The 23,909-nt window shown below is 57.6% G+C and carries 19 protein-coding genes, 1 tRNA gene and 2 riboswitches; of the genes, 12 read left to right on the plus strand and 8 right to left on the minus strand.

Translation table 11 applies throughout. The features are described 5' to 3' along the window. Window positions 1-812 (minus strand): SdrD B-like domain-containing protein (locus H567_RS27945; protein WP_208598387.1); only part of this gene is annotated, 812 nt, incomplete at its 3' end. Between the two features lie 214 nt (window positions 813-1,026). Further along, window positions 1,027-1,101: riboswitch (cyclic di-GMP riboswitch) on the minus strand. 133 nt (window positions 1,102-1,234) lie between these two features. After that, a riboswitch (cyclic di-GMP riboswitch) is annotated at window positions 1,235-1,309 on the minus strand. 1,058 nt (window positions 1,310-2,367) lie between these two features. Between H567_RS27945 and H567_RS30115 the strand changes: the two genes are divergently transcribed. From H567_RS30115 to H567_RS28620, 5 genes are all read left to right on the plus strand, one after another. Next, window positions 2,368-2,820, plus strand: coding sequence for a helix-turn-helix domain-containing protein (locus tag H567_RS30115; RefSeq protein WP_028321911.1), 453 nt, complete (start codon window positions 2,368-2,370; stop codon window positions 2,818-2,820). A 209-nt stretch (window positions 2,821-3,029) separates the two neighbouring features. After that, window positions 3,030-4,028, plus strand: coding sequence for a methyltransferase (locus H567_RS0114235; protein ID WP_028321912.1), 999 nt, complete (start codon window positions 3,030-3,032; stop codon window positions 4,026-4,028). Between the two features lie 651 nt (window positions 4,029-4,679). Beyond that, on the plus strand, window positions 4,680-4,871 hold the full coding sequence (locus H567_RS0114240) for a DUF2080 family transposase-associated protein (RefSeq protein ID WP_028321913.1): 192 nt from the start codon (window positions 4,680-4,682) through the stop codon (window positions 4,869-4,871). A 38-nt stretch (window positions 4,872-4,909) separates the two neighbouring features. Further along, complete coding sequence (locus tag H567_RS0114245) at window positions 4,910-5,353, plus strand: GNAT family N-acetyltransferase (protein WP_208598388.1); 444 nt, start codon at window positions 4,910-4,912, stop codon at window positions 5,351-5,353. 115 nt (window positions 5,354-5,468) lie between these two features. Further along, window positions 5,469-5,738, plus strand: coding sequence for a hypothetical protein (locus tag H567_RS28620; protein ID WP_153306206.1), 270 nt, complete (start codon window positions 5,469-5,471; stop codon window positions 5,736-5,738). Between the two features lie 26 nt (window positions 5,739-5,764). Here H567_RS28620 and H567_RS0114255 read toward each other — a convergent pair whose 3' ends face one another. Beyond that, window positions 5,765-6,163, minus strand: a complete 399-nt coding sequence (locus tag H567_RS0114255) for a DNA-binding transcriptional response regulator (protein WP_028321915.1) — start codon at window positions 6,161-6,163, stop codon at window positions 5,765-5,767. A gap of 185 nt (window positions 6,164-6,348) precedes the next feature. Between H567_RS0114255 and H567_RS0114260 the strand changes: the two genes are divergently transcribed. The 5 genes from H567_RS0114260 (at window position 6,349) to H567_RS0114280 (ending at window position 10,642) form a co-directional block, all read left to right on the plus strand. Continuing rightward, window positions 6,349-6,425 (plus strand) — tRNA-Pro (locus H567_RS0114260). A 680-nt stretch (window positions 6,426-7,105) separates the two neighbouring features. Further along, window positions 7,106-8,866 (plus strand): hypothetical protein, encoded by a 1,761-nt coding sequence (locus H567_RS27335; protein WP_153306207.1) that lies wholly within the window; start codon window positions 7,106-7,108, stop codon window positions 8,864-8,866. 35 nt (window positions 8,867-8,901) lie between these two features. Further along, window positions 8,902-9,516 (plus strand): MotA/TolQ/ExbB proton channel family protein, encoded by a 615-nt coding sequence (locus H567_RS0114270; protein WP_028321917.1) that lies wholly within the window; start codon window positions 8,902-8,904, stop codon window positions 9,514-9,516. A gap of 3 nt (window positions 9,517-9,519) precedes the next feature. Continuing rightward, the gene (locus tag H567_RS0114275; RefSeq protein ID WP_028321918.1) at window positions 9,520-9,927 is read left to right on the plus strand and encodes an ExbD/TolR family protein; all 408 of its coding nucleotides are present in this window, start codon (window positions 9,520-9,522) and stop codon (window positions 9,925-9,927) included. A 10-nt stretch (window positions 9,928-9,937) separates the two neighbouring features. Further along, window positions 9,938-10,642: an energy transducer TonB gene (locus H567_RS0114280; RefSeq protein WP_028321919.1), complete on the plus strand. Its 705-nt coding sequence runs from the start codon at window positions 9,938-9,940 to the stop codon at window positions 10,640-10,642. 372 nt (window positions 10,643-11,014) lie between these two features. On the opposite strand, the gene H567_RS0114285 is transcribed toward H567_RS0114280, so the two are convergent. The 4 genes from H567_RS0114285 to H567_RS25080 are packed head-to-tail and all read right to left on the minus strand — an operon-like array spanning window position 11,015 to window position 15,203. Continuing rightward, window positions 11,015-11,878: an SAM-dependent methyltransferase gene (locus H567_RS0114285; RefSeq protein WP_028321920.1), complete on the minus strand. Its 864-nt coding sequence runs from the start codon at window positions 11,876-11,878 to the stop codon at window positions 11,015-11,017. Continuing rightward, window positions 11,875-12,375 (minus strand): hypothetical protein, encoded by a 501-nt coding sequence (locus tag H567_RS25075; protein ID WP_051184903.1) that lies wholly within the window; start codon window positions 12,373-12,375, stop codon window positions 11,875-11,877. The genes H567_RS0114285 and H567_RS25075 overlap by 4 nt, the downstream gene beginning before the upstream one ends. Beyond that, complete coding sequence (locus H567_RS0114295; RefSeq protein ID WP_028321921.1) at window positions 12,372-13,085, minus strand: DUF4198 domain-containing protein; 714 nt, start codon at window positions 13,083-13,085, stop codon at window positions 12,372-12,374. Before H567_RS0114295 ends, H567_RS25075 begins: the two co-directional genes overlap by 4 nt. 18 nt (window positions 13,086-13,103) lie before the next feature. Further along, window positions 13,104-15,203: a TonB-dependent receptor plug domain-containing protein gene (locus H567_RS25080; protein ID WP_035254561.1), complete on the minus strand. Its 2,100-nt coding sequence runs from the start codon at window positions 15,201-15,203 to the stop codon at window positions 13,104-13,106. Window positions 15,204-16,250: 1,047 nt separating this feature from the next. On the opposite strand from H567_RS25080, the gene H567_RS0114310 reads away from it, so the two are divergent. Continuing rightward, window positions 16,251-17,153, plus strand: a complete 903-nt coding sequence (locus tag H567_RS0114310) for a metal ABC transporter solute-binding protein, Zn/Mn family (RefSeq protein WP_028321923.1) — start codon at window positions 16,251-16,253, stop codon at window positions 17,151-17,153. A gap of 171 nt (window positions 17,154-17,324) precedes the next feature. Here the strand turns inward: H567_RS0114310 and glgX are convergent, their stop codons facing one another. Then, on the minus strand, window positions 17,325-19,433 hold the full coding sequence (gene glgX / locus H567_RS0114315; protein ID WP_028321924.1) for a glycogen debranching protein GlgX: 2,109 nt from the start codon (window positions 19,431-19,433) through the stop codon (window positions 17,325-17,327). Between the two features lie 222 nt (window positions 19,434-19,655). On the opposite strand from glgX, the gene H567_RS0114320 reads away from it, so the two are divergent. After that, window positions 19,656-20,945, plus strand: a complete 1,290-nt coding sequence (locus H567_RS0114320) for an ATP-dependent 6-phosphofructokinase (RefSeq protein ID WP_028321925.1) — start codon at window positions 19,656-19,658, stop codon at window positions 20,943-20,945. Between the two features lie 161 nt (window positions 20,946-21,106). Here H567_RS0114320 and H567_RS0114325 read toward each other — a convergent pair whose 3' ends face one another. After that, the gene (locus tag H567_RS0114325) at window positions 21,107-23,677 is read right to left on the minus strand and encodes an MBL fold metallo-hydrolase (RefSeq protein WP_028321926.1); all 2,571 of its coding nucleotides are present in this window, start codon (window positions 23,675-23,677) and stop codon (window positions 21,107-21,109) included. Window positions 23,678-23,909: the final 232 nt, after the last annotated feature.

Genomic DNA, 23,909 nt, shown 5'->3' on the forward strand with positions numbered 1-23,909 from the left:
TCGATGTCTTCGAACTTGAATGCGGTGATGGAACCAGGGAGTTGATAGTTGCCGAACTGGACGGTGGCGTCTTGTTCTGACTGGAGGGTGATGTTCTGGCAGACGCTGGTGGAAGCGGCCCATCCGGACTGCAGGGTTTCCTTGACGGAGTACTCGCCTGGAGTGAGGTTGTCAAAGAGGGCGTTGCCGCTGGTGTCGGTATTGGCAGGGGATCCGATCTCCTCGCCGCTCTGGCAGTTGGAGCCGGAGTAGAGGGTCATTTCCCAGCCGGAAAGGGGATCCTCGTCGGTGCCCTGGATCTTGTCCTGATCGATGTCTTCGAACTTGAATGCGGTGATGGAACCAGGGACATAGCAATCGGGTCCGGTAATTAAATCAGTTGAAATCACTTCATCAGAGGTAGAAGCTTTTGCATAAACATAAAGTGAATTGCTTTTTACCGGATATAAGTTATCGAGTGTAAAACAAACAGTTCTTATTTCATTATCGTCATAACCTTCATCAAATTTAATGCCATTTTTAACATCCCATTCGGGTTTATCATCAGCTTGGAGAACATTCTTTTCACTAAAGCAATCTGGCAAAATCAAAACCCAATGGCTGAGCGATGGCTTTTCGCCGGATGTAACTTCATAACACCAAGTCGACGTTTTAGATTCATAGTTGTAAGTCACACCAATATACTTAAAAGTATGTGTGCTGGTCCCATTAGATCCCGTGGTGGATATTTCTATTTTATCGTGTGCGTTGGCGATAGAAAAAGAGAGACATACAATAAAAAACAGACCACAACCAAGAAAACGATTTTTCATTGCTTTTCTCCTTAAATGATAACAGATGTAAATTTAATGTCTGTTTTAGGGCCAACTGTGAAATGTCTCATCTAAAATTAAATCTCCAGTTGTAATCCTGGTCAGCGGATGGTGTTTGATGTCAAATTTTGAGAAATAGATGGTTTTCGCGAATTTTGTTCGATATTTCAAACGCTTATGTCATAAAAAATGACAGCCGGACTACCTGAAGGATTCAGGCAGTCCGGCTGTCATTTTCAGACCCGTGACTTTCCGCCCCCTCCTTACGAAGGGTTTGGCCTTTACTGAAATCCAGCGACTACGATTCTTGGACTAGCGATAGACCATCAAGCAAAGATCAAGCTTGATAACTGTTGAATATAAATTAAGGATATTAAAAATACAGGCTGACTTAGCCAACGAAAAAGCCGGATTGCCCCCTAGTAGGCAACCCGGCTGTCTTCGAGAGATCCGTGGCTTTCCGTCCCCATCTCGCGATGGGTTTGGCTTTTCTAGTGATGAGTATTGTACGCCGAACCTTTAAGTTAGAACTTTAGTATATTTATATGGAGCTGTTTCTAGGATGTCAAGTAATAAAATGCAGGAGTTTGAACGGGATGATTTAAGCCCTTATGGGAAGGGCAGGATCCATATGTCAATGTCCGTAAAATTTTGTGCATACATGACAGCAATCAATGATACGGTTGTAGAAATTATTTCTGATAGCTTTCTATTAAAAATAAAATTATGACATCATATTTTGCTTTATTTATAATTTGTTTTTAATGATATGATATTTGTACGATTTCATTTTATAGCAAAATGGATGCTATTTTTTTTATTGAATTAAATTATAGCAGTCATAGAATTTTGAAAATTAGCATTTATATGCAACATATCAGAAAAATTAAATTTTTTAATTGGATTGATATATGTTTTACTGCGTAAAATATTTGTTGAATATAAATAAATATCGCTTCCTTTTATGCAAAAATTCATTTTATTTTGTTGATATTTACAAGTTATAAATCAAAAAATAAGTCATTACTATACGAGTGAATTTTATAGTTTGATTCAAAATTGGACGCTAAATCACGGCATGGCTTTTTTCTTATTCTTTGAATAGAAGAAAATTATGCTAATGTGATAATTATGAAAAGCGAGGTTATATTGCCTCATTTTCATATATGAGGGATCATTCAATTACATGAAAGATATGTGGATTACAATAATGTCACTAAGGTGAAAATAGATGTGGATCATCACTTGCTGATCAACATCTGTGCATAAATGAAAAACTGCCGATTCGGAGTACGCTTGATTTTCCCACCAAGTTTTTGAACCGATAGGCAAACAACAACAGGGCTGGTTTATTTCATTTTCATGATTGCTTGCATGATATGGGATTAGCCGGTAAACGGATTTTTCAGAATGGCCAGGCACGCAAATTGCTCGCTTGCAAGGGTGATGAGTTGGAAGCGCGTTAAGTTTCATTCGCCCTGTTTCTGGCTCTTTAGGCCTGGTGAAAGGGCCGGGAGAAGAAAAGTCAACGGCTGGACAATAGCGGGCAAGGGATATGACAGAAAAATGCCGGATAAAGATCAGTTTGACCGATCTCGACCGCGAGCGGTTAAATCGGTGGTTGCAGTCGAGCAAGGCTTCGAAGCGGGTAGCGGCCCGGGCTCGCATCATACTGGATTTCGACCGGGGCAAACCGGCAGCTGAAGTGGCGGATTCACTCGGTGTAAGTGTCGCTCTGGTCTACCGTTGGGTGAGTCGGTACAGGGAAAAAGGCCTCGATGGTCTGCGGGATTTTCCCAGATCCGGGCGACCCTCCAAATTGAGTGAACAAGAAGTCGAAGGCTTGGTCCGCTCTGCGATGAAAAAATCACCCTCCCATAGAGGCCCGTGGAGCATCCGGTCGGTTGCGCGGGAGGCGGGAGTAAGCAAATGGCAGGTCGAAAAGATTTGGAAAAAAAGCTGGTCGCGCGCGCAGTCCACGAAATCAGTGGGGTCCGGCGCTTCCTGAAACCTCCCGAAATGTCTAGAATCGGCGCAGTTGGAATGCCAGGAGCTTCTTTGCGGCGAAAGAAGAGAGCCGCAAAGAATGGGGTGAAAGCTGTTTGAAATCGTCGGGAAGCCTCTGCAGGAGGATATCCTGCTGAAATGGTTGTTGGACATTGGAGGAGAGAATTTCCCAATGTTTGCCGCCTTCGCTCGGGGCGGACTGGATGAGCCATGAAAGGGCATGAACATTGGACCCCAGGCCGGATTCTGGGGGTATCCGGAGCATACTGGCAGGGCTGTGCGCTTCAGACTGCGGTCAAGCTGAAGGTGTTTTCGTGGCTGGAGGATGAAAGAGCCACCGCAGAAAGTTTGGCCGAACGTCACCGGGTAAACCACAGGGCGCTCACGTATCTCTTGAACGCGCTTGCCGCTATGGGACTGGTCGAGAAAGAGGGCGCGTCTTATCGTTGTACGGATGAGGCCCGGCGGTTCCTTGTCGAGGATTCGTACGAGTATATTGGACACATGGTCATGCACCATCACTTCCTGGTGGAGCCCTGGTCGAGGCTCGATGAGGCCGTCATGACCGGGCGGCCGACCCGGCGGCAGGGCTTGAGGGAAGGGCTCGAGCGCGAGAGCTTCCTCATGGGGATGTTCAACCTCGCGATGGGGATTGCTCCTGATCTGGTCAAGAGGATCGATTTGATGGGGCGCTCCCGGCTGATCGATATCGGCGGGGGGCCCGGGACCTATGCCATTCATTTCTGCCTTCACGATCCGAATCTGCGCGCCGTTGTCTTCGACCTGCCCGACACCCGCCCCTTTGCCGAGCGAACCATCGCCCGGTTCGGGGTTCAGGATCGGGTTCATTTCGCCGCAGGGGATTATCACAGCGATCCGATCCCCGGTTCCTGCGATGCGGCCTGGCTTTCTCACATCCTGCACGCGGAGGGGCCGGAGGGTGCGGCCAGGATCGTGGCCAAGGCCGTAAAGGCCCTGGAGCCGGGAGGGCTTCTTTTTATCCACGAGTTCATCATGGACGACAGCTTCGACGGACCGCTTTTCCCCGCCCTCTTCGCCCTGAATATGCTCGTCAACACCAGCGAGGGGCGGTCCTACGCCCAAACGGAGATTCGGGGCATCATGGCCGATGCGGGCCTTGGAAACATCGAACGGCTCGATTTCAAGGGACCGAACGAATCCGGAATCATGCGTGGAGAGCGGCGCTGATAGGGTGGTTTCCTCTATTTTTATCAACGGGTTATCTGTACGATTTTATCTGCACCCGGTCCTGGCCGGCCCGCCTTCCGCATGCGGCCTCTCCCCACTTTTCCTGCGGTCATTGAGCGCTGCTCGCAGATCGTTCCAGATCCGAGGAAATAGGCCCCAGGATTTTAAGATGAGGCGGAGACAGCCCATTGAGAAGCATTTTACAGGCTGCATTGCATTCGACCCTATCTATGGGATTACGGGTTAATTTTTAAAATATATCAATAAAACGCGATATTTACCGCGTTGTTTTTTCCTTGACAGATAGCCACTTTGTAGCTAGATTGCAGTCATGTAGCCCATAGGCCTCTCCGCCGGATCTCATTGAGCGGCATATGGTAACGCGCAGCGGTTGTTTACCTGTAACAGACTTTTGTCGTCCATGCATGCTGCGACGTTTCGGCAAAGAGGCCGGTCGAGGTTCCGGTACTTTGGAGAATCTGAAACCGGGTGACATTTCGCGCTACAATCTTCTAGACAAGCAGGTTGTTGGGTGTCTCTGAGGGAAGGGTTCGTCCTGTGAGATAAGAACCGGGAGTCCTGAAAGCCTCTTGCAACAGTCATTCGCATCCTGATGCCGGTCAGTGATCCTTTACTCGAAGAAACTACACGATGCCTGACGAGAAAAAGTCTAAAAGTGAAACGGCTTCTGTCGATGACGCCATGGTCAGCGGAAAGGTTAAATTCGAGGTCTATGGTGAAGAGATGGTCGAGAAGTATGTCAAGCTGAGCGGAAACAGTGGCCGGGTTTATCTCCCCCCTGACTGGGTAGGCTGCAGGGTGAAGATTATCAGGATCGATTAGCTAGACGGACAAGCGTTTTTCAGAAGACAGGGCTGAAAGTGGTCGATAGATTGATCATCAGAAAAATTCGGGTTGAAGATGCGGAGGCCATTGGGCGGATCGACTCCGCGATCATCAAGAAGCCTTCACGAATCGATTTCGGCCATATCATCAAGGAGATGGTCCGGAAAGACGAGGACGTGAGCTGCGTCGCCGAAGTTGATGGGGATGTCGCAGGATACATGATCAGCTACATCATCTACAGCGGTTTCGGCCTCGAGAAGAGCGCCTGGATAGCCTCCTTGGGGGTGGATCCAAGATTTATGGGGCAGGGGATCGGAAAGGCCATGGCCGAGGAAATCCTGCGCATTTACCGTGAGAAAGGCATTCACCACATTTATACCGCTGTCCGCTGGGATTCAGTGGATCTTCTCTCTTTTTTCAAGACCCTCGGCTTTGACCGCAGCAGCTTCATCAACCTCCGCAAGGATCTGGAATCCTAGCTTTCTCCCGCCCGGAAAAGATTTCCCGGCAGAACCCGGTTTCCAATCCGGAAATGGAGGTTTTTCTTCACACCCTTCGGGTGCTCAGTCCCACCGCTTCGCGGCGGGTCCCGGTTTGGCCAATATCAAGAAAATCAAGCGCTTGCGTGGAGGCGATCTGCAGGTCGCCGCACAAGCAAACGTGCAGATCGACGCCGAGATTGGCCAAAAAGACCATTTCTGGATGGAAACCAGCTCTTTTCTATGCAGAACGTGTTTCCATCAGATGGTCCGGATCCCCCGGAACCTGATGGGGAAATCATCGTCTTTATGCTCCAAACGACACCCATTCGCTTTTCTGAAAGATGGTGGAACGACGGGCGCGGCTGTTTGCCGTCCGGAATGACGGTCGATTCGGAGCACATCGTCCGCTCATTTTCGAGTGCGCAGGGCTTGATGGATGTTATCGAAGGTGTCGATGAGTTCATCCAAGCCGTCGGCGGGGGTCTGGGGGTGGATGTTGCCTAGAATGCCGTACCCTTCGGCCTTCTCGTCAAGCTCTTCGCTGCTGAACTCCGAGATGAGAATGAGTGAGGTCATGGGCGACTGCATGACGATCTTGCACATCAGCTCCAGGGTAGGAATGCCCTCTTCGGTGCTGCCGGCCAAGGCCAGCGCAACCCCGCCTTTTTTCAGAAGCTGCAGACCTTCCTCCGCCCGGGGTTCCATCGAAACGTCGAAGCCCCGTTTTTCGAGGATGGATTTGAGCGTTTGGGTGATCTCCGCGTTTTTTTCGACAATAAGCACTTTCACCGATTGATGTTCTCCCATGGTAAGAACTCCTTTGAAAGGGGGTTGGATCTTTGCTGGATCGAACGATGCGGGCGATTCTACTCGCAGGAAACACTGCTGACAAGGCCCTTTGTCCTTCGAGAGTTTCCTGGAATGGGCGAACGAAGGATTTTAAGGCTTGACAAGTGTTGGGAGTGGGATATAAATAAGGTTCTTCAAGTGTCCGGGACGTAGCGCAGTCTGGAAGCGCACCTGAATGGGGTTCAGGGGGTCGGAGGTTCAAATCCTCTCGTCCCGACCAGTAAGATTGAAAGGCGGATGGTTCGGCTGCCGAGGCGGGGGTCCATCGGATCGGCAGGAGATTCAATCTGCATGATGCTTTTGAGCGGGTAGCCCTTCGCGGGGCGCCCGCTTTTTTTCGATGATGAGTCGAAGAGCAACCGGATCGGGATCTTTTCCTGCCCGTCGGATCTTTCCGGACGGGAAACGTTGTCTTGCCCGATGTGCTTCTCCGGGTGGGCGCGAATCCGTTTTCCCCAATCGCGGCGTCAAACTGCGCGCTTGTTTGGGTGGTGTACAAACGCACGCTTCCATGCAACCGTCCGATTTCTCTGGCTTTAGCTGAGCCGGAAGCCGCCGCGCAGCGGCGGGACGGAGCACCTGAAGGATGTGAAGAAAAAGCCTCATTTCATGGCGGGCATGAATTAAGGATTGACACTCCGGCCGGCAATGAGTAGAAAATGGGCATGAGGTGCCAAGAAGGCACCCTCCCCTGGAATTCAACCGATTGTTAGGATTAAAGAACGGCCACGAAGGCCTGGATCGCCAAGGGCGGTCCATGTGCGCTTCGTGGCTTTTTTTGTTTCGGCGCCTTTCGAGGGGTCGATGGTTCATACGAGGCATTGGTTTTACCCGATGAGCAATCCCGTGCATGGAACGGCTGAGGGTTGGGCCTCAGCGCGAATCCGGGTTCCAGGATTCATGAAGGAATCCGATGCGGTTCCCGGCTGGAAATGGACCACCCTTTTGGCAGCGGTATGCGCCTTTGTCTGGCTGGTTTTATCTGCAGGGCCTTGGGTCGGTGAAACCTACGGCGCGGAGCGGGTAGTCCGGCAGGATGCGGACGGCGATGGGCGGATCGACCGTGTTGCCCATCTGGATGCATCCGGCAACGTCGTCTTGCTTGAAGTGGACATCGACGGGGACGAATTCTTCGAAACCCGGCAAGTCTATGAAAAGAGCGTTTTGGTGCGTATCGAAAAAGACACGGACCGGAATGGGAAACCCGACGAGACCCACTTTTTCGAGAACGGGAAGCGGGTGCGCCAGGAAAAAACCGGTTCGAAGGGGCGGATAACGGACGTCGTTCTCTTCGACCAGGAGGAGAGGCCTTTGCGCTGGGAGCGCGATACGACCGGCGATGGGCGCATGGATACGATCTCTGAGTACCGGGAAGGCAAGATTCAGCGGATTACGCGGGATACGACCGGTGACGGCCGGGTGAACGTCTGGCAGGACTTTCAGAACGAACAGCCCAAAGAGCAGCGCACGGACCGTGACGGCGATGGCCGCCTGGATCAGGTGGTCACCTATGACAGACAGGGTCAGCCTGAAAAAAGCCTGCATGATTCGGACGGCGACGGGCGGATGGAAACCGTCCGGTTCTACCGCAAGGGCGAACTCGTCCGGCAGGAGGTGGATGCGGACGGCGTCCCTCCGCCTGAGCGGATCGTGGAATACAGCGGCGGTCAACCTGTGCTGGACAGGCAGGATACGAACGGGGACGGCCGCTACGATGCGGAGCTGAAATTCAAGGATGGGAAGCCCGCCTACCGCGAGGAGGATTCCGATCATGACGGGAAGATGGACCGGTTCACCGAATTCGACGCCGCCGGCCGGCCGCTGGTGGTGAGGGAAGAAGGCCGCACCACCCGTTTTCTCAAGGGCGAAATCCTCAGCGTCGAGGAGACCGGAAAGGGACGAACCATCCTCACGGAATACGAGGGCGGTCAACCTGTGCGTCAGACGGTCGACGAGGACGGGAACGGCCACCCCGAGCAGACGATCCACTTCGATCGGGAAGGCCGCATCGCCAGGGCCGAACGGGACACGAACCTGGACGGCCGGCCGGACACGTGGGAAAGGTATCAAGCGGGGGTTTTGATCCGAACGGAGCAGGACCGGAACCATGACGGAAAGATCGATGCAGAGACGGTGTATGTGAAGGGGAACCGGTCCCGGATTTCACTGGATACGGACCATGACGGACGCTTCGAAACCACGCAGCGGTTCGATCATGCTGAATGGTCCATGGTGACGGAGGTGGACCGGGACGGCGATGGTCAACCCGAAGAGCGCTACGCCTACTCGGAGGATGTCCTGCGGCTGAAGACGCTGTTCGAAAAGGGCGCCGACAGCCCGGTCTTCGAGGAGGCCTACGACGAGCAGGGGCGCGTGGTGTGGTCGCGAGAGGCCCTCTCGGGTGGCACGGGTGCAACGCTGACCTGGCGTTTCGATGAAGACGAAAAGGCCGTCGAGGCCGAGAAGGATTCGGATGGGGATGGCCGAACCGATGTCTGGTTCCATTACAGCCCGGAGGGGCGCATCGAACGGGTGGCCGAAGACAGGAACCGGGACGGGAAAGCGGACCTCTGGGAGGAGTACGATGCCTCCGAGGCGGTGGTTTCGCGCAGTGAAGATCTCGATTTCGACGGTGTCGCCGACATCGAGAAGACTTTCTAGGAGAAAGGCCCTTTTTGAAGGGCGAAGGGGGTTGAATGTTCGAGTTTCTTGCAAAGGGCGGTGTGCTCGTGACGCCCATCCTGTTTTGCTCCGTTTTGGCCTTGGCGATTTTTATCGAACGGGTCATTCGGTTCAGTGTCCTGCGCAAAAGGGGGCGCTTTGTCGCCGAGCGGGTGGCGACCCGGATCGAGGGTGGCGATCGGGAAGGGGCCCGGCAGGCAGCGAGTGAAAGCCGTTCGCCCATGGGGCGCATCCTCGCGCAGGGGCTGGATGTGGCCGATCAGGACCGGGAGACCTTCGAGACTGTTCTCGCCCATGCCACCGAAGAAGAGGTGCGCGATCTGTCGCGCTATCTGCAGGCGCTCGCGACCATCGCCAATATTGCGCCGCTCCTCGGGCTTCTCGGCACGGTCATCGGCATGATCAAGGCCTTCATGGTGATTCAGCAGATGGGGGGGAAGGTCAATGCCGCGGTCCTGGCCGGGGGGATCTGGGAGGCGATGCTGACCACGGCCCTCGGGTTGGCGGTGGCCCTGCCGGCCATGGTCGCCCACAGTTGGCTTCTCGTCCAGGTGGACCGGTACGAGGCGCGTCTCCAGACCGGGGTCGTCCGTTTCATCAAGAGCCTCGGACGCTTTCAGGAGAGCTGAGAAATGCTGGTGCATCGAAGAAAAAGGCCGCGCTACGGCATCCAGGCTCCGCTGACCTCCCTGATCGACATCGTCTTCCTGCTGCTGATCTATTTTCTCCTGACCACCAACTTCATGGTCGACGAGGGGATCGACGTCAAACTGCCCCAGGCGCAGGCCTCCCGTCCGCAGACCCGGACCGAGATCACGGTCTATGTGGATGCGGAGGGCCGTGCCTTCCTGGAAAACACCGAAATGAGCCTGGGCGAGCTCTTCAAGCGTCTTCAGGAGTTGATCGGGAACGCTCCGGACCAGATGGTTCTCATCAAGGCCGAGCGCAGCGTGGTGTTGAACAAGGCGGTCCAGGTCATGGACGTCGCGAAGGCCGCCGGCGCCGGGCGGCTTTGCCTCGCGACCGAGAAGGGCTTTTGAGGGGGTTTGGGTGGAAGCGGCAAGCGGCTCGGGAAAGAGATCCAACTGGCTGTTGCGCGGATTGATCGCGGTCTCGATTGCCGTCCACGCGGTCGTCTTTGTCCACGTCGCCGGGATATACGACGCGCGGGATCGTGACTACATCGAGCTCACGCTGCAAAACGAGGTCGAGCCTGCAACCAGGAGCATCCCGCGTCCTCCACAGAGAAACCGTCAGCCTCCGCAGACGGACGTCACGCAGCCCAGCCCTCTGAGACCGCAGCCCGTAAAACCCCCGCCGGCCCCACCTGTCCCGGAGTCGTTCAAAGCCCCGAATCCCTCGCTGGTCGAGCCCATCGCGGTGCCCGAACGTCCTGCGATGTCGAAGCCGGGTGCAGTTGCCTGGTCCGCGCCGAAGTCCGTTCCAGGAGGGGCGGCTGCCTATGGTTCGTCCGAGGACTATTTCGGGATGGTCCGGATGAAAATCGAAGGCAACAAGAAGTACCCGGTCGTTGCCAGGAAGCGACAGGTCGAAGGGCGGGTCAAGGTCCGGTTCGTCATCGAATCAGACGGAACCGTCAGCGACCTGGTCCTTTCCGAGGGTTCCCGCCATGCGATGCTGGACGAGGCCGCCCTCGAGGCGGTAAGGGCTTCTGCGCCTTTTCCGCCGCCTCCAAGGCGTCTGTTCAGCGGGCCGGTTTCGCTCGAAGTGAGCATCCTTTTCGAACTGATGTAAACCAGTTTGCCGTTCGGAAATGGTTTTTTAATGCCCGTCTCGACCTCAATGGACACGTTTGCCGGTGCGGCGACCTACCGGCCGCCTCATGATGATCGCTTGATGGCAGGGATATCGTCAAACAGGGACTTGGTCCGAAGGGGTGGGACTGAGCAGACGGAGCATCTCAAGAAACCGGGATCAGCCCAGAAGGGGCGGGGCGGATCACCCGCCCTTCGGAGGTGGCCCCGGCGGTTGCCCTCAGGCATCCGACCCATGGGCAGGGTGTACGTCCGGTGGACGCCTTCATGACCATCGCCGTGAGCCGCTGGGATGGGCATTTTGGTGGCGACGGGATCGACGGGACGATAGGCGCCGCCGGGCGTACATCGTTTATTTGGCGCAGGCGCCGGCCACGAACAGCCCAAGCCAGTTCTCGTCCATGGCTTTGACGTCTTCCAGGAGAGAGCCCAGGCGTGTCCTGAGGACCGTTTCCTTGCCCGAATAGCCGGCGTAATAGACGATGGCGATCGGAAGGTCGGCCGGATAATAGCGGCTGAGCCTTTCGGCGATCCTGTCCAGGGTCTTGAGTGACATGTAGAGGATCATCGTGGTTTCGTACTTTGCAAGGTCCTTCAAGATTCCGTCATCCTTTTCCCAGGATTCACCGAAGAGAGACTCAGGCGAGGTCAGGAACACAAAGCGTGCGTTCTCGGGGGTGAGGCTGCGTTTCAGGGCGGCGCCCGCCGCGTTGAATGCCCCCATGCCTGGAATGACTTCGAAGCGCGCATCGTCGAACCCCTGCAGCAGATATTGGAGACTCGGGCCGTAGACGCAGGGGTCTCCTCCGTCGAGCAGAGCGACGGTCTTTCCTTCCTTCAGCCTTTCAAGGATAAAACCCTGGACCTCCTCGATCCTTGCATCCCTTTCCTTCGCCCAGAGGGTGGGATCCTTCTTCTTGAGGTCCCGAACCTCGTTACCAAGAATCTTTTCCCACGGGTCGAAGGCGACTTTCCTGGGGTCGATGTGGGTCCCGAAGGCCGCAAACCGCTGGGGCATACGCGGTGAGCAGAGGAGTACATCGGCCTTTTCGATGACCGCGAGTGCCCGTGGCGCCGTGAGATCGGGTCCGGCCGGACCCATGCCCACGACGTACAGCTTACCGGGTTCGGCGGCCCGGAGGGCGGCCTGGGAAGGCAACAGCAGGAGCGTGAAGAGCAGCAAGGTGCATGAGGCCAGGAATCTGCGGGCTGTCATCGGGATCTCCTTCCTTTCCACCACAAGCCAAAGAGAACGATGTTGAGGAGGATGCTCAGACCGGCGGCGATGCCGGCGAGGCGCGAGGGGGCCGGCCCGTCCTGGGAGGCGGCGTTCTGGGGGCCCGTTTGATCTGCAGCGGCTGCTGCAGCAGCGCCGGACGGTGGGACGTCGACGGATGCCTGTGCCAGGTGCCCCATCCCGTCGTCGGCTGTGATGCGCCAGGTGCCGGCCTTGTCCGGGTGGAACGCGAATTGTCCGTGCAGGTCGGTCCGGCCGTTCTGGTATTCGATCTTCGGGTTGTCCGGGCTGAAGATCAGGACCTCGGCGTAGCGCATCGGTTCACCGTCGGCATAGAAAAAAGCGACCGTGATGGCGTTTTTGTCCTCCAGGATGCGATGGCCTGTCCCGTGGGCCAGGAGGGTCGCAGGAAGGAGCACACAGGCCAGGAGGGCCGCTGTCGTCAGAAGAACGCAGCGCGGAGTAAAGGATTTCATTTCACCTCGAATATCAGGAAAGTGGTCAGCAAATGGTAATCCCGGTCAGGGTCGTTCTGGACGGGGATCTTGTGGCGCACAGAAAGCAGACGCCACCCGGTGCCTTCGATCGGGACGGCGGCGTTCCCATTGGCGTCGCTCCGAACCTCCAGGTTCGAATCGGAGAGGAGGGAGGCGCCCGGCAGAGGCTTCCCATCGAGGAGAACCTTGATCTGCAGGCCGCTGCCCGGGGAGGCCTTCGCTGGGGGGGTGAGCGGCACCAGTTCCAGCCTGAGCCCGCTCTCCTTGAGGGCCGCCTCGGAATCATCGAACAGGACCTTGGCGAACTGGGTGGAAAAAAAGGCTTCTATGACCGTGTGTCCGGCTTCGACGGCCTCCCGCCGCGTCATGAACTTCTTCCCCCGTGTCGTGAGGACCCGATAGCCCCAGTCGCAGGTGAGCGTAACGGCAGAGGGGGGTTCCGAAGTCTTGAAAGAAACCGCCTCCGCCCCGTCGATTCGATCTACAGCGATCTGCACGCCCTCTGAATTGTAAGCATGGATGTCCTTCACGCATTCTGGGGCGTATGGGGTTCCCTGGTCCGGCATGTGTCCGCGCATGACGGTATAGACCCCGTCTTTTTCGGCGACCCACAGGTGGTGGGCATAGGTTGGACCGGTGAAGCAAAGAAAGGCTAATAGCAAAAAGAACGGCGTTCTTATGATGTTCATGAGGTCAGGACTCCCGCATTAGAATTCGAGTTTGAAGCCGCCGGTGACAATGGCCCCGGGGGCGATGGTGTTGCCTTCGGAGGCGGACAAAAAGATAGGATACTCCTTATCGAAGAGATTTTCCACGTTCAGGAAGACGGTAAAACGGTTCAGGAATCTGCGGGACACCCCGAGGTCAACCGTCCAGTAATCTTCCGTTTCGAGGGTGTTCTCATTGTCGTAATAGATGTCGGCGTAATAGTTGCCGAGCAGGGTGACCGTTGCGAAGCGGGGGTGGTTGAAGTTCAATCCGATGTGAACGCTGTGCTTCGGATCGTTCGGGAGGTGGTTGCCCTCCAGGCTTTTGTTTTCCTGGTCTTCTTCGATCTGCGATACCGTGTAGCTGTAATTCCCGAACACGGTGAGATTGTCCAGGGGATACCACTGCAGTTCGGTCTCGAACCCGTAGATGTCGACCTTGCTGATGTTGTCGAGCTGGTATTCGTAATAGGTCTTGCCGTTTTTGACATAGGATCCGGTCAAACGGTCTCCGATATAGTCGTTGGCGAAGGATTGATAAAAGGTGGCCTTCGCCCAGACCGTATCCGAAAGGAAGCGCTCCCCGCCGAAGTCATACGACCAGATCTCCTCCGGTTTCAGGTCCGGGTTGGCGGTCCGGTAGTAGGTTCCGCCTCCCCGGACGTGAACCTTGTACAGCTCGAAGAGGCTCGGGGCCCGAAAGCCTTTCCCTCCGGAGGCCCGCAGGGTGGTCTTCGCATCCGGGTGGAAAGCCACGCCGATTTTGGGCGAAAAGTTGCCTTCGTCCTGGGTCGGATAGGCGTTCCGATAAGATTTGATGCCGCCGTCCGGTTTGGTGTCCCAGTTGGCGCCGTCCGAGGTCTCGATCCAGTCGTAGCGCGCGCCCAAGCTCACGAGCAGGCGCTTTTCGATAAGGTGAAGATTCAAATTGCCAAAGGGGGATACGAAGCGCTGGGTACCCTCCGCCCCGGCGTCCCTCGTCATTTCTGGATAGTCTTCGTCGTATTTCCAGGAGGCTTCTTTGTAGGCGGCGCCCAGCGTCAAGTCGGCCCAACCGAGGACCGGCAGAGTGGTTTGAAGATCGGCTCCCCAAGTGTAGGTGGAAGGCATGTTTTCCACCCGGTAAAGGGAGGTGTAGTTATCTTTTGCGGTGTCCTGGTAGGCGGTTTTGTCCGCGTGATTGAGATAGACCAGTCCCTTCAGGCCCAATCCGCCCGTTTGGCGGGAGTAGGTCGCCGAGTACTGATCCAGTTGGAGTTCGTCATAGAAGAATTCCCGCCCCTTCCCCATTTCATGATCGTAGTAGAGGGCGGAAAAGGTCGCCTCCGATTCGGGACTGAGGTCGTAGGTCGCTTTGCCGAAGACTTTCCCTGCCTCGCGATAGCGATCGATGGTGTAGCTTTCCACCCGATCGGTCATGAGAAAGCCGTCACTGTCTTCGTAGCCGCCGGCGAGCATCAGACCGAGATCGTCCCATTTCTGGCTGTGAAAGACCGATCCTGCGTAGGTGTCGGCTGTACCGGCCTGCCCGCTGATCGAGGATTGCCGCTTGGCGGATGGTTTCCGGGTGATGATGTGGATCACGCCGCCCAGACCTTCCGAGCCGTAGAGCGCTGAAGTGGGTCCGCGGACGATCTCGATCCGTTCGATGGTTTCCTTCGGGATATGCCCCCAGGCCACCCAGGCGATGGCATTGTTGAAGTTGTCGTTCTGCGGGACGCCGTCGACCAGCAGCAGGACCCGGTTTTTGCCTACGCCCCGCATGATGAGCGGGCTCACGATCCCGTTGGTTTGAAGTCCGTAATGGCGGAAATTGGAGACGCCCGGGACGCTGCGCACGATGTCCTCGACCCTTTCGAAAGGCGAAGCCATGATCTCTTCGGCGGTGATGACGGAGACGTCCTGCGGTGCGTCGAAGACCGGGATTTCACTCCGGGTCGCCGACACGACGACGGCGTCGAGCTGGTGAAGTTCCTTGCCCTGCCTGACGTCGGCCGCCAGAAGCGGGGCTGCATAGGCCGATATCCCGAAGATCAGGGCGAGCCAGACAAAGGGTGTCGTTTTTGTGCAGAAATCTTTCCGAGGGTGTTTTTCATGCATGGGTATTATCCTTCCTCGAATTGCTGTTATGGGGTGATGGCCTCCCGCCGTGGATTTTCTCATTCGTTTCTTGACAAGCATGCAGCAGATTCCAAAAGGCATGCGGCCGGCCCCAGCAGAGGATGAACTATCCGTGTGCCGCCTCGGGGCCCGGACCCTCCGCCCCGGCTTCGAAACAATCGATCGCTTGGGCCGCTGCAGCGTTGCTGGACGGTTGGCAAAAGGAGCCAAGAGATCCGGCTCCACCGGATCGGATCGATTTGGCCGCCGCTGCCGCCGAAAGAATCAGGATCATCCCCTCTCGATCAAGGCGCAGGTGCCAAAAAAAAACACGAAGGCATTCCACCCCCAGGGGGCGGAAAAGACCTTCGTGGTCAGATTCCGATCGAGATGGACTGCACCTATCCGCAGCCATAAACGCGGACGGGAAGGCGCCTTTCAAGCCACGGACATCCAAGTCCGGGCCGGGAACGAAAGGCCGGCAGCTTCGGCTGCCGCAATGCTACGGATGTGTCATAATGGATCGACCTTCAAACGTCAAGCCATTTTGAGGGTTCATCCGAAGAGAAAAAGGCAGCGTGCATTTTAGAGAGGCTGCCGTTTGGATGAAATCTTCTCCCCTTAAAGGTCGACGAAGAAAGATCGCATGCGGGGGCTGAGAAATCCTGCAGGATGCGGCGAACAGGCGAGGTCTCCATGAACGGAGACCGGGCCGGGCGTGCCGGGACCCCTGAGGACGCCTGCGGTTCAAGGGGTCCAACCTTTGGGTTGAATCTGGGAGGCAGGATCGTGCCGGCGGGGATTTCGCCCGCTGCAGGGCTCACGTCAGATCAGAACGATGCAGAAATAGGGGGAGCAGGGATAAGGATCGCGGCACGGTTCACGCACCCTGCCGGCCGATGTTTGCGTCCTCATCCGGGTTGTGCCACAATGTCCTGCGGACGGATCGGCCGCCGTATTCCGCCGCAACAGGGGCGGTGGACTCGCGCTCGAATGAGAAGCGGCGGGTTGGACGCATTTGGATCTTGGACTTTAGGAGGTCGGACGATGAGGATGTCGACGTGGGCGGGGATGATCCTGGTTCTGGTTCTACTTCTGTCTTATGCAGCGGACCGGTCGCCGGTTCTTGCCGCTGAGCCGCTGAGGGTCTTCGTAAGCGTCATTCCACAGGGCTATTTTGTAAAGAGGATCGGGGGCGAGCGGGTGGAGGTGCATGCCATGGTCAAACCCGGCGCGAATCCGGCCACCTATGAACCTAAGCCGAATCAGATGGTTATGCTCGCCGGGACCCGGGTTTATTTTGCTACGGGGGTCCCGTTCGAGGGTACGTGGCTCGGGCGGTTTGCTTCGATGAACCCCGGGATGCAGATCGTGCGCACCGATCGGGGCATCGAAAAGCGTTCGATGGAAGGTCATCGTCACGCGGATGAAAAGCCCGAGGCCGGCCATTCGTCCGAGGCCGGCAGGGATCCCCACGTCTGGCTTTCACCGCCGCTTGTCATGCTCCAGGCACGCCATATCCTAGAGGCCCTGATCCGGGAAGACCCTTCTGGAAGGACGGATTTTGAAGCGAACTACAAGCGGTTGATCCTCGACCTGATCGATCTCGATGCCGAGATTCGACATCTCTTCGCTGACAAAGGGGAAGGGGGGGCATTCCTGGTGTTTCACCCGGCATGGGGTTACTTCGGGGAGGCTTACGGCCTCCGGCAGATTCCTGTGGAGGTCGAGGGGAAGGAGCCCAAACCTTCCGAGCTCTCGCAATTGATCGACCATGCCCGGGAAGAAAAGATCACCGCCTTGTTTGTCCAGCCCCAGTTCTCTACCCGCAGTGCCCAGGTGATAGCGGAGGCGATCGGCGGGAAGCTGGTCGTCGCCGATCCGCTCGCAGGCGACTGGATGGCGAACCTGCGCCAGGTTGCGGAGAGTGTCCATGCGGCGCTGCCCTGAGGACGGCGCATCGGCCTCCGTCCGACGTTTTTTGCAATCCATAGGAATCACGCTGCAACCCCTTTCCGACACGGGATAGGACGGGGAGCAATCAAGCCGCCGGGTTGAGAAAGAAACCAAACATCCAAGAGATTCCAGGAGTGTGTCGGCTTTCTGCCTGCCTGGGGTTATTCAAATGGATGTTGTTCGGGCCGGCCCCTTGGCCTCGCAGATCAGGACGCTGTGGGTGAGGACCAGGGTCGCCTCAGGGTGAGGCACAGGCTGCTGAAGGTCCTTTTCGGTGATGTCTTCGGGTGGGCGCCGCGAGGTGTCGACGGCCAGGAACCAGGTTTTTCCAGCCAGGGCGGGAAGCGGGACGCGCAGCGAGCGGGCCGACATGTTGCAGATGACGTGCACCGGCTCTTCTTCGGGCGTCATGCCGGCGAGGGTGAAGGCCAGGAAACGGCCCTCGGGATCGTTCCAGGACGGGTCGCTCCCGTCCGGCCCGTGCCAGGTGATGTCGGGGAGATCTTCCGGCCCGGCCGGGGCGCCGGTCAGGAAGCGCCTGCGCATGAGGGCGGGGTGGCGTTTGCGGAAAACGATCATCTCGCGGACGAATCGCAGCATGTCTTCGTTCGTGCGGGTGAGCTGCCAGTCGAGCCAGCCGATGGGGTTGTCCTGGCAATAGGCGTTGTTGTTTCCCTGCTGGGAACGGAGGACCTCGTCGCCGGCAAGGAGCATCGGGACGCCTTGACTCAAAAGGAGGATCGCCGCGAAATTGCGCGTCTGACGTCTGCGGAGGGAGAGGATGGCCAGATCCCTGGTGTCGCCCTCGCAGCCGCAGTTCCAGCTGAGGTTCTCCTCGGTCCCGTCCCGGTTGGCTTCTCCGTTGGCCTCGTTGTGCTTCCAGTTGTAGCTGACCAGGTCCTGGAGGGTGAAACCGTCATGGCAGGTGATGAAATTGATGCTGTTGATGGGAAGCCGGTCCCTCGGTTCGTAGAGGTCGCTGCTGCCGGAGACGCGGGTGGCGACTTCGCCGATGAGGCCGCCGTCCCCCCGTACGAACCGCCGGATGACATCCCGGTAACGGCCGTTCCATTCGGCCATGCGCAGCCCGGGAAAGGCGCCGACTTGATAGAGGCCGCCGGCATCCCATGCCTCGGCGATGATCCTGGTCTGGTTGAGGACCTGGGAGAATTCGACGCCCCAGACGAACGGGGCGTTGCGCATGACCTGTCCGTCCTCCCCCCTGGTGAATACGCTCGCCAGATCGAACCGAAACCCGTCGACGTGCATTTCTTCGACCCAATATTCCAGGCATCGAATCAGAAAGAGCGATACGAGCGGGTGGTTGCAGTTGATGGTGTTGCCGCAGCCCGTGTAGTCTCGGTAGACGCTGCGGTCGCTGCGGTCGAGATGATAGAAGGCGTTGTTCCAGAAGCCCTTGAAGTTGATCATGGGGCCGTCCGCACCGCCCTCGGCGGTGTGGTTGAAGACCACATCCATGATGACGCCGATCTCGGCCTGGTGAAGCGCCTTGACCATGTCCCGGAAGTCCTTCAGATGGGATCCTAGGTGCGGTGCGGTGCAGTACCCGGGGTGGGGCGAATAAAAGGAATGCGGGCTGTATCCCCAGAAGTTGTGGAGACCGCGCTCACGGGGGCCCTCGGGGATGTCCTGTTCGTCGAAGGCCATCACCGGCATCAGTTCTACATCCGTCACTCCAAGCGCTTTGAGATAAGGGATCTGCTCCACGAGGCCCGCAAAGGTACCCGGCTGCTTCACCTCCGATGAGGGGTGGCGGGTGAATCCTCCCACATGAGCTTCATAGATGACCGCCTTTTCAAGGCTGTGGTTCAGGGGTTCGTCACCCTCCCAGTCGTAGTCCGCCACATCGACTACGATGCCGCGCATGGCCGTGGCGGTGTTGTCTCCGGGGGCGGAGGCGCGCTGCCGGTCCCACAGGGCGTCCGATACCGCGACGGCCCAAGGGTCGACAAGGGATTTCCCGCCGTCGAAACGCAGCCCGGTGGCGGACGGGTTGCTCGGGCCGTCCGCGCGCCAGGTGTAGGCGGTGCCTGCCGGTAGGGCCTCGACGAAGACATGCCAGGTGAAATAGGTCCGGTTGATCTGCGGATCGAGTTGAATGACCTGAAAAGGCGCCCGGCTGAGGGCGTTTTCGAAAAGAAGCAGTTCTACGGCGTGAGCATACCGGCAGGGAAACGAGAAGTTCGTGCCCTCCTCCGAATATTGCATTCCAAAAGGGAAGCGTGAACCTGCACGCGTCCTGTATGGTTCCATCGCTCTTACCCCTTTGCGGGCGCTGGTGATTTCAGTCTGCAAGGACAATGGATTCTAAAGGGTCCGCGGCCGGCTGTCAAATGCTGAAGACGGCGGCGTGCGAAGCGGCCATGTCATCGTTCTTTCCAAAGGGGCGGGGCGGTGCTATACTCGTGCCGGGTTCGGATGAACGAGTGAAATTCGGCATCGTTCGAAGAGGGTCTTCAATGCGGGGAGGGCTGGATGACGAACACAGAATTGGACTTCACGATCCAGAAGCTCGGGGAGGGTGCCATGCCTTCCCCGATGGCGAATACCCAGTTCGTCAAAGACGAGCAGCATGTCGCTTTTCACCGGGATGCGCGCGATATCCTGGACTGCGTGGAAGCCGGTTTCGATCCGCCGCAGTTCGAACTGGCTGGGCCGCGTGAGAAGATCTATTTCGACCCGTGGAAGCTCAAGTGCGGGATCGTCACCTGCGGGGGCCTCTGTCCGGGGCTGAATGATGTCATCCGCGCCATCGTCCTTGGTCTCTTCTACCACTACGGCGTGCAGACCGTTTTCGGTTTCCGCTACGGCTTCGAGGGGTTGAGCTATCGCTATCACCATGTGCCGCTCGAACTGACCCCGGAGGGGGTCAAGAACATCCACAAGATGGGAGGGTCGATCCTGGCATCGTCCCGGGGGCCTCAGGACGTTTCCGAGATGGTCGACAATCTCGAGCGCATGAACATCGGGATCCTCTTTACCATCGGCGGGGACGGCACCCTGAGGGGCGGCATGGCCATCGCCGAGGAGATCGAACGAAGAGGGCTGAAGATCGCCGTCATCGGTGTTCCCAAGACCATCGACAATGATATCTCCTATGTCCAGGCCTCCTTCGGTTTCGACACGGCCGTGTCGGAGGCGCGGATCGCGATCGATTCCGCCAACACGGAGGCGACAGGCGCCCGGAACGGGATCGGGCTCGTGAAGCTGATGGGGCGTGAGTCCGGTTTTATCGCTGCCTGGGCGACGATCGCGAGCAGCGACGTCAACTACTGCCTGGTCCCGGAGGTCCCGTTTACGCTGCACGGCTTCCTGCGCTCTCTCGAGGAGCGTATCGAACGGCGGGCGCATGCGGTGATCGTGGTCGGTGAAGGGGCGGGGCAGGAACTCATGCAGGCCACGGGGGAGCGGGATGCATCGGGCAACGTGCGGTTCAACGACATCGGGCTTTTCCTGAAAGAGAAGATCAACGACCACTTCAGGGGCCTAGGCGTCGAGGTGAATCTGAAGTACATCGATCCCAGCTACACCATCCGGAGCCTTCCAGCCAATCCGCGGGATTCCGCCTTCTGTCTTCTGCTGGGCCACCACGCGGTCCATGCGGGGATGTCGGGCCGCACGAACATGCTCGTTGGCACATGGAAAGGCGAGTTTACGCATGTACCGCTCCGGATGGCCACTTCCAGCAGAAAAAAGATCAACCCTGACGGCCGCTTCTGGAGCACGGTCCTGTCCTCCACCGGGCAGCCGAGGGAAATGCTGTAGCCTTCCTGTGCGGGAAATGGCCGCTTTCCGATGAGAACGTCGGTCGTCCAGGCTGATTGCATGCAGACCGTCAGGGATTTTCCCCGCGACCGGGCGGCAACTACTCCCTTCCTCCACATTCTCGTCCGTAACGGCACGTTGTCCCCGAGACCGGGTGGCAACTACGCTATCCAGATGCCCTCCAGATAAGAAGCTGTAAAATCCAGCATGATCCTCGGTTGATTGCTTTTCAGGTTCCAGGAGACGAAAGGCACCAGCTGGTCGGTGATGGCATCCTTTTCGAGCCCCAGATGGTCCGCGATCGCGGCGAGGGCCTGTCTCACCGTGGCGACCAGGACCTGGTCGAGCCGTGAAGCGGCGTTGACGGCCTTGAGCTTCGAGTTGCTCTGCAGCTCCGCCAGTGCCTCATCCCAGTGGATGGCTTCGATCTGACGGCGGAGGACGTAGCCGTTGCCGCGGTCCCGGATGATGAAGAGGATCGGGTTGACCTTCAGCCAGGCGCCCTTGATCTTGACGTCCTTGAAGGATGCTCCGATCCGTTCCAGCAGTTCGTTTTTCTTCTGCAGCCCCTCGATCTGGCGCGCCTGAACCCGTTCGATGATATAGGGTTCATTGTCGATGGCGATTTCTTTCAACCGGGTCGGGTCGAACCCGAGGTCCATGAGATCGCCGAGCGTCAGGGGGTCCGTGTAGGACTTGCCGCGCTCCTCGAGCCAGGCCATGAAGCTCGGCCGCCGGTAGTTCGGCAGGGCCTCGATTGCGCGGGCCGGGTCGTGGGTCAGATCGGACGGGAGGCGCGAGAGCAGGGCGAGCCGGCCCGCGCAGACAGGGCTCTTGTCCGCGAGTTCGCGCGGGGCGTAGCTCTTGATCTGAAGGTTCGCGATCTCCGGTGCCAGGTTGATCTGTCCGGCGGACTCGCCGCCCGTGTAGCCGATGAGTGAACCGATGCGGCGTCTGAAGGCGATGAATTTCGTGACGAAGCGGGTGAACATGAACCGCATGTAAACGGATGACTGCCTCGCATCGATCTCCGCCCCGAAATACGTGCACAGGGTCCGATAAAGAGTTTGGAACTCCTCCAGGGTGCGCCGCACCATGACCTCGTTGTCCCGTGCGTCGATGACGGCGCGCTTCCGGTTGAGGTGATAGAGGAGCTTCAGGAGCGCCGGCTTCAGATCGTGTTCTTTGAAGGCCGGCGGGATGAAGACCATGTAATTCGAGTCCTTTTCCAGGGCCGTCTCCCCGACGATGTCCGTGACGGGTTTCCAGGCTTGCTTCAGATAGATATCGTAGGTCGGGTCCTGATTGGGGATGATGTTGTCGAGGATCCCCAGGGCGGATTTCCCGGTCAGAAAAGCCCCGAAGTGTTCGAGAATGCGATTTCCCAGCCCCTTCCGGCGAAAGGGGGCGGCGACCTCCACGTAGACCAGGTAGTAGCAGGGGGCGGGTTTCTTGAGGTAGAGCATGTTGAGGCGCCCCAGGCTTTCGCCGGTTTCCGCTTTGATCTCGAGTTGATGGAAGCCGTTCTCGGAATCTCCCGGCCGTTGGCGGCTTATCCGGCTGCCGGCGACGGTGGCGTCCACGAGGTCCCAGAGGTCATTGAAGAGATCGGCCACGATCGGGGCGTCCGGAAGCCCGCGGCGCATGCCTTCGTCGATCAACGCCACGAGGCTCAGACGTTCGGAGGCGCTGAGGGTTTTTTCGCCGATAGGCAGGCGAAGGGGGGATATCTGCCGGTGTTCTGCGGGGCTTGAATCCGCATCGCGCCGGGGTTCGGGAATCGCTTCTTCCGCAGCGGCCCCCGGGCGGCAGGGGGAGGGCCCGGAGGCCACTTCCCTGGACCGTATGATCATCAGGCGGGAGAGGTCGTACATCACCTTGAAGGGCTGAATGTCCGTCAGACTACTCACGAAGCGCGCTTTATCGAGGGCGAGCGCCCCTGCACTCTCCCCGGCGGCGAGGCGGTTCACCATCTCCGTGTGGTATTCTTCGGCCGCCGCAATGGCCTTTGCAATGAATCGACCGGCCCCGCCGTTCACAACGCCGTTGTGGCTGAGGATCACCCGTTCGGCCTGCAGGGTCGCGAGCCTCCGGAGGCTTGCGCAGTATTGCCCCAGGGAAACGAAGTAATTGGGCCAGAAGATGTCCTTTTCGGGAAGGTAGAATCCGGCGGCGTCTCCGAGGGCGATCGTTTTTTCTTTTTGTTCGTAAAGCGACATGTGGCAGGGGGAATGACCGGGGGTGGCGATCGCCTGCCAGACGACGCCTTGACCGAGTTCGATGCTGTCTCCGTCGCGGATGATGATGTCCGCCTCGAAGCGGAAGTCGCGGAGCGACGGAGGCATGGCGGCAAGCTCCGCCTTGGCCTTCAGCAGTTGGGCGATGCCGAGGTCCACCAGGATGAATTCCCGCTGCAATTCGGGGGTGCTCAGGATCTCGGCGCCCGGAGCGCTGACGACGAGTTTCAGATGCGGCCAGATCCGTTTGAGATATGGCACGGCCCCGATGTGGTCGGCATGGGTGTGGGTCAAAAAGACATATTCTATGCGGTTCGGATCGATGCCGAGGCTAAGGATCTGTTCTGCGATGAGGGTCGAAGTGGGGCCTGTCCCCCCTTCGATGATCATTCCGGAGTCGCCCAGGGAGAGGTATACCGGAAAGGCCGGTATGCCAAGCTGAAACAGGTGGGGTGTCACGGCGATCGCGGGGTGCTCTTTGGGGTGGTCTTCCATAGTGATGGACCTCGAATAGGACGGTGTAGGGTTTTACGTCGATCTCGAACGGCGGTTCGGGAATTTCCCGGAAGATTCACCGCCGCAACGGCCAAAAAAAAACCGTGGGCACCTGGTGTGCCCACGGTTTTGAAAAACAGACAAGACCTGTCAACCCATGGGCACAGTCCACCTCCTAAAATAAAAAAACAGCCCGGATTGACGATCCAATGTAGTCATCGATAACCTTCTT

The sequence above is a fragment of the Desulfatiglans anilini DSM 4660 genome (assembly GCF_000422285.1).
Taxonomy (GTDB): Bacteria; Desulfobacterota; DSM-4660; order Desulfatiglandales; family Desulfatiglandaceae; genus Desulfatiglans; species Desulfatiglans anilini.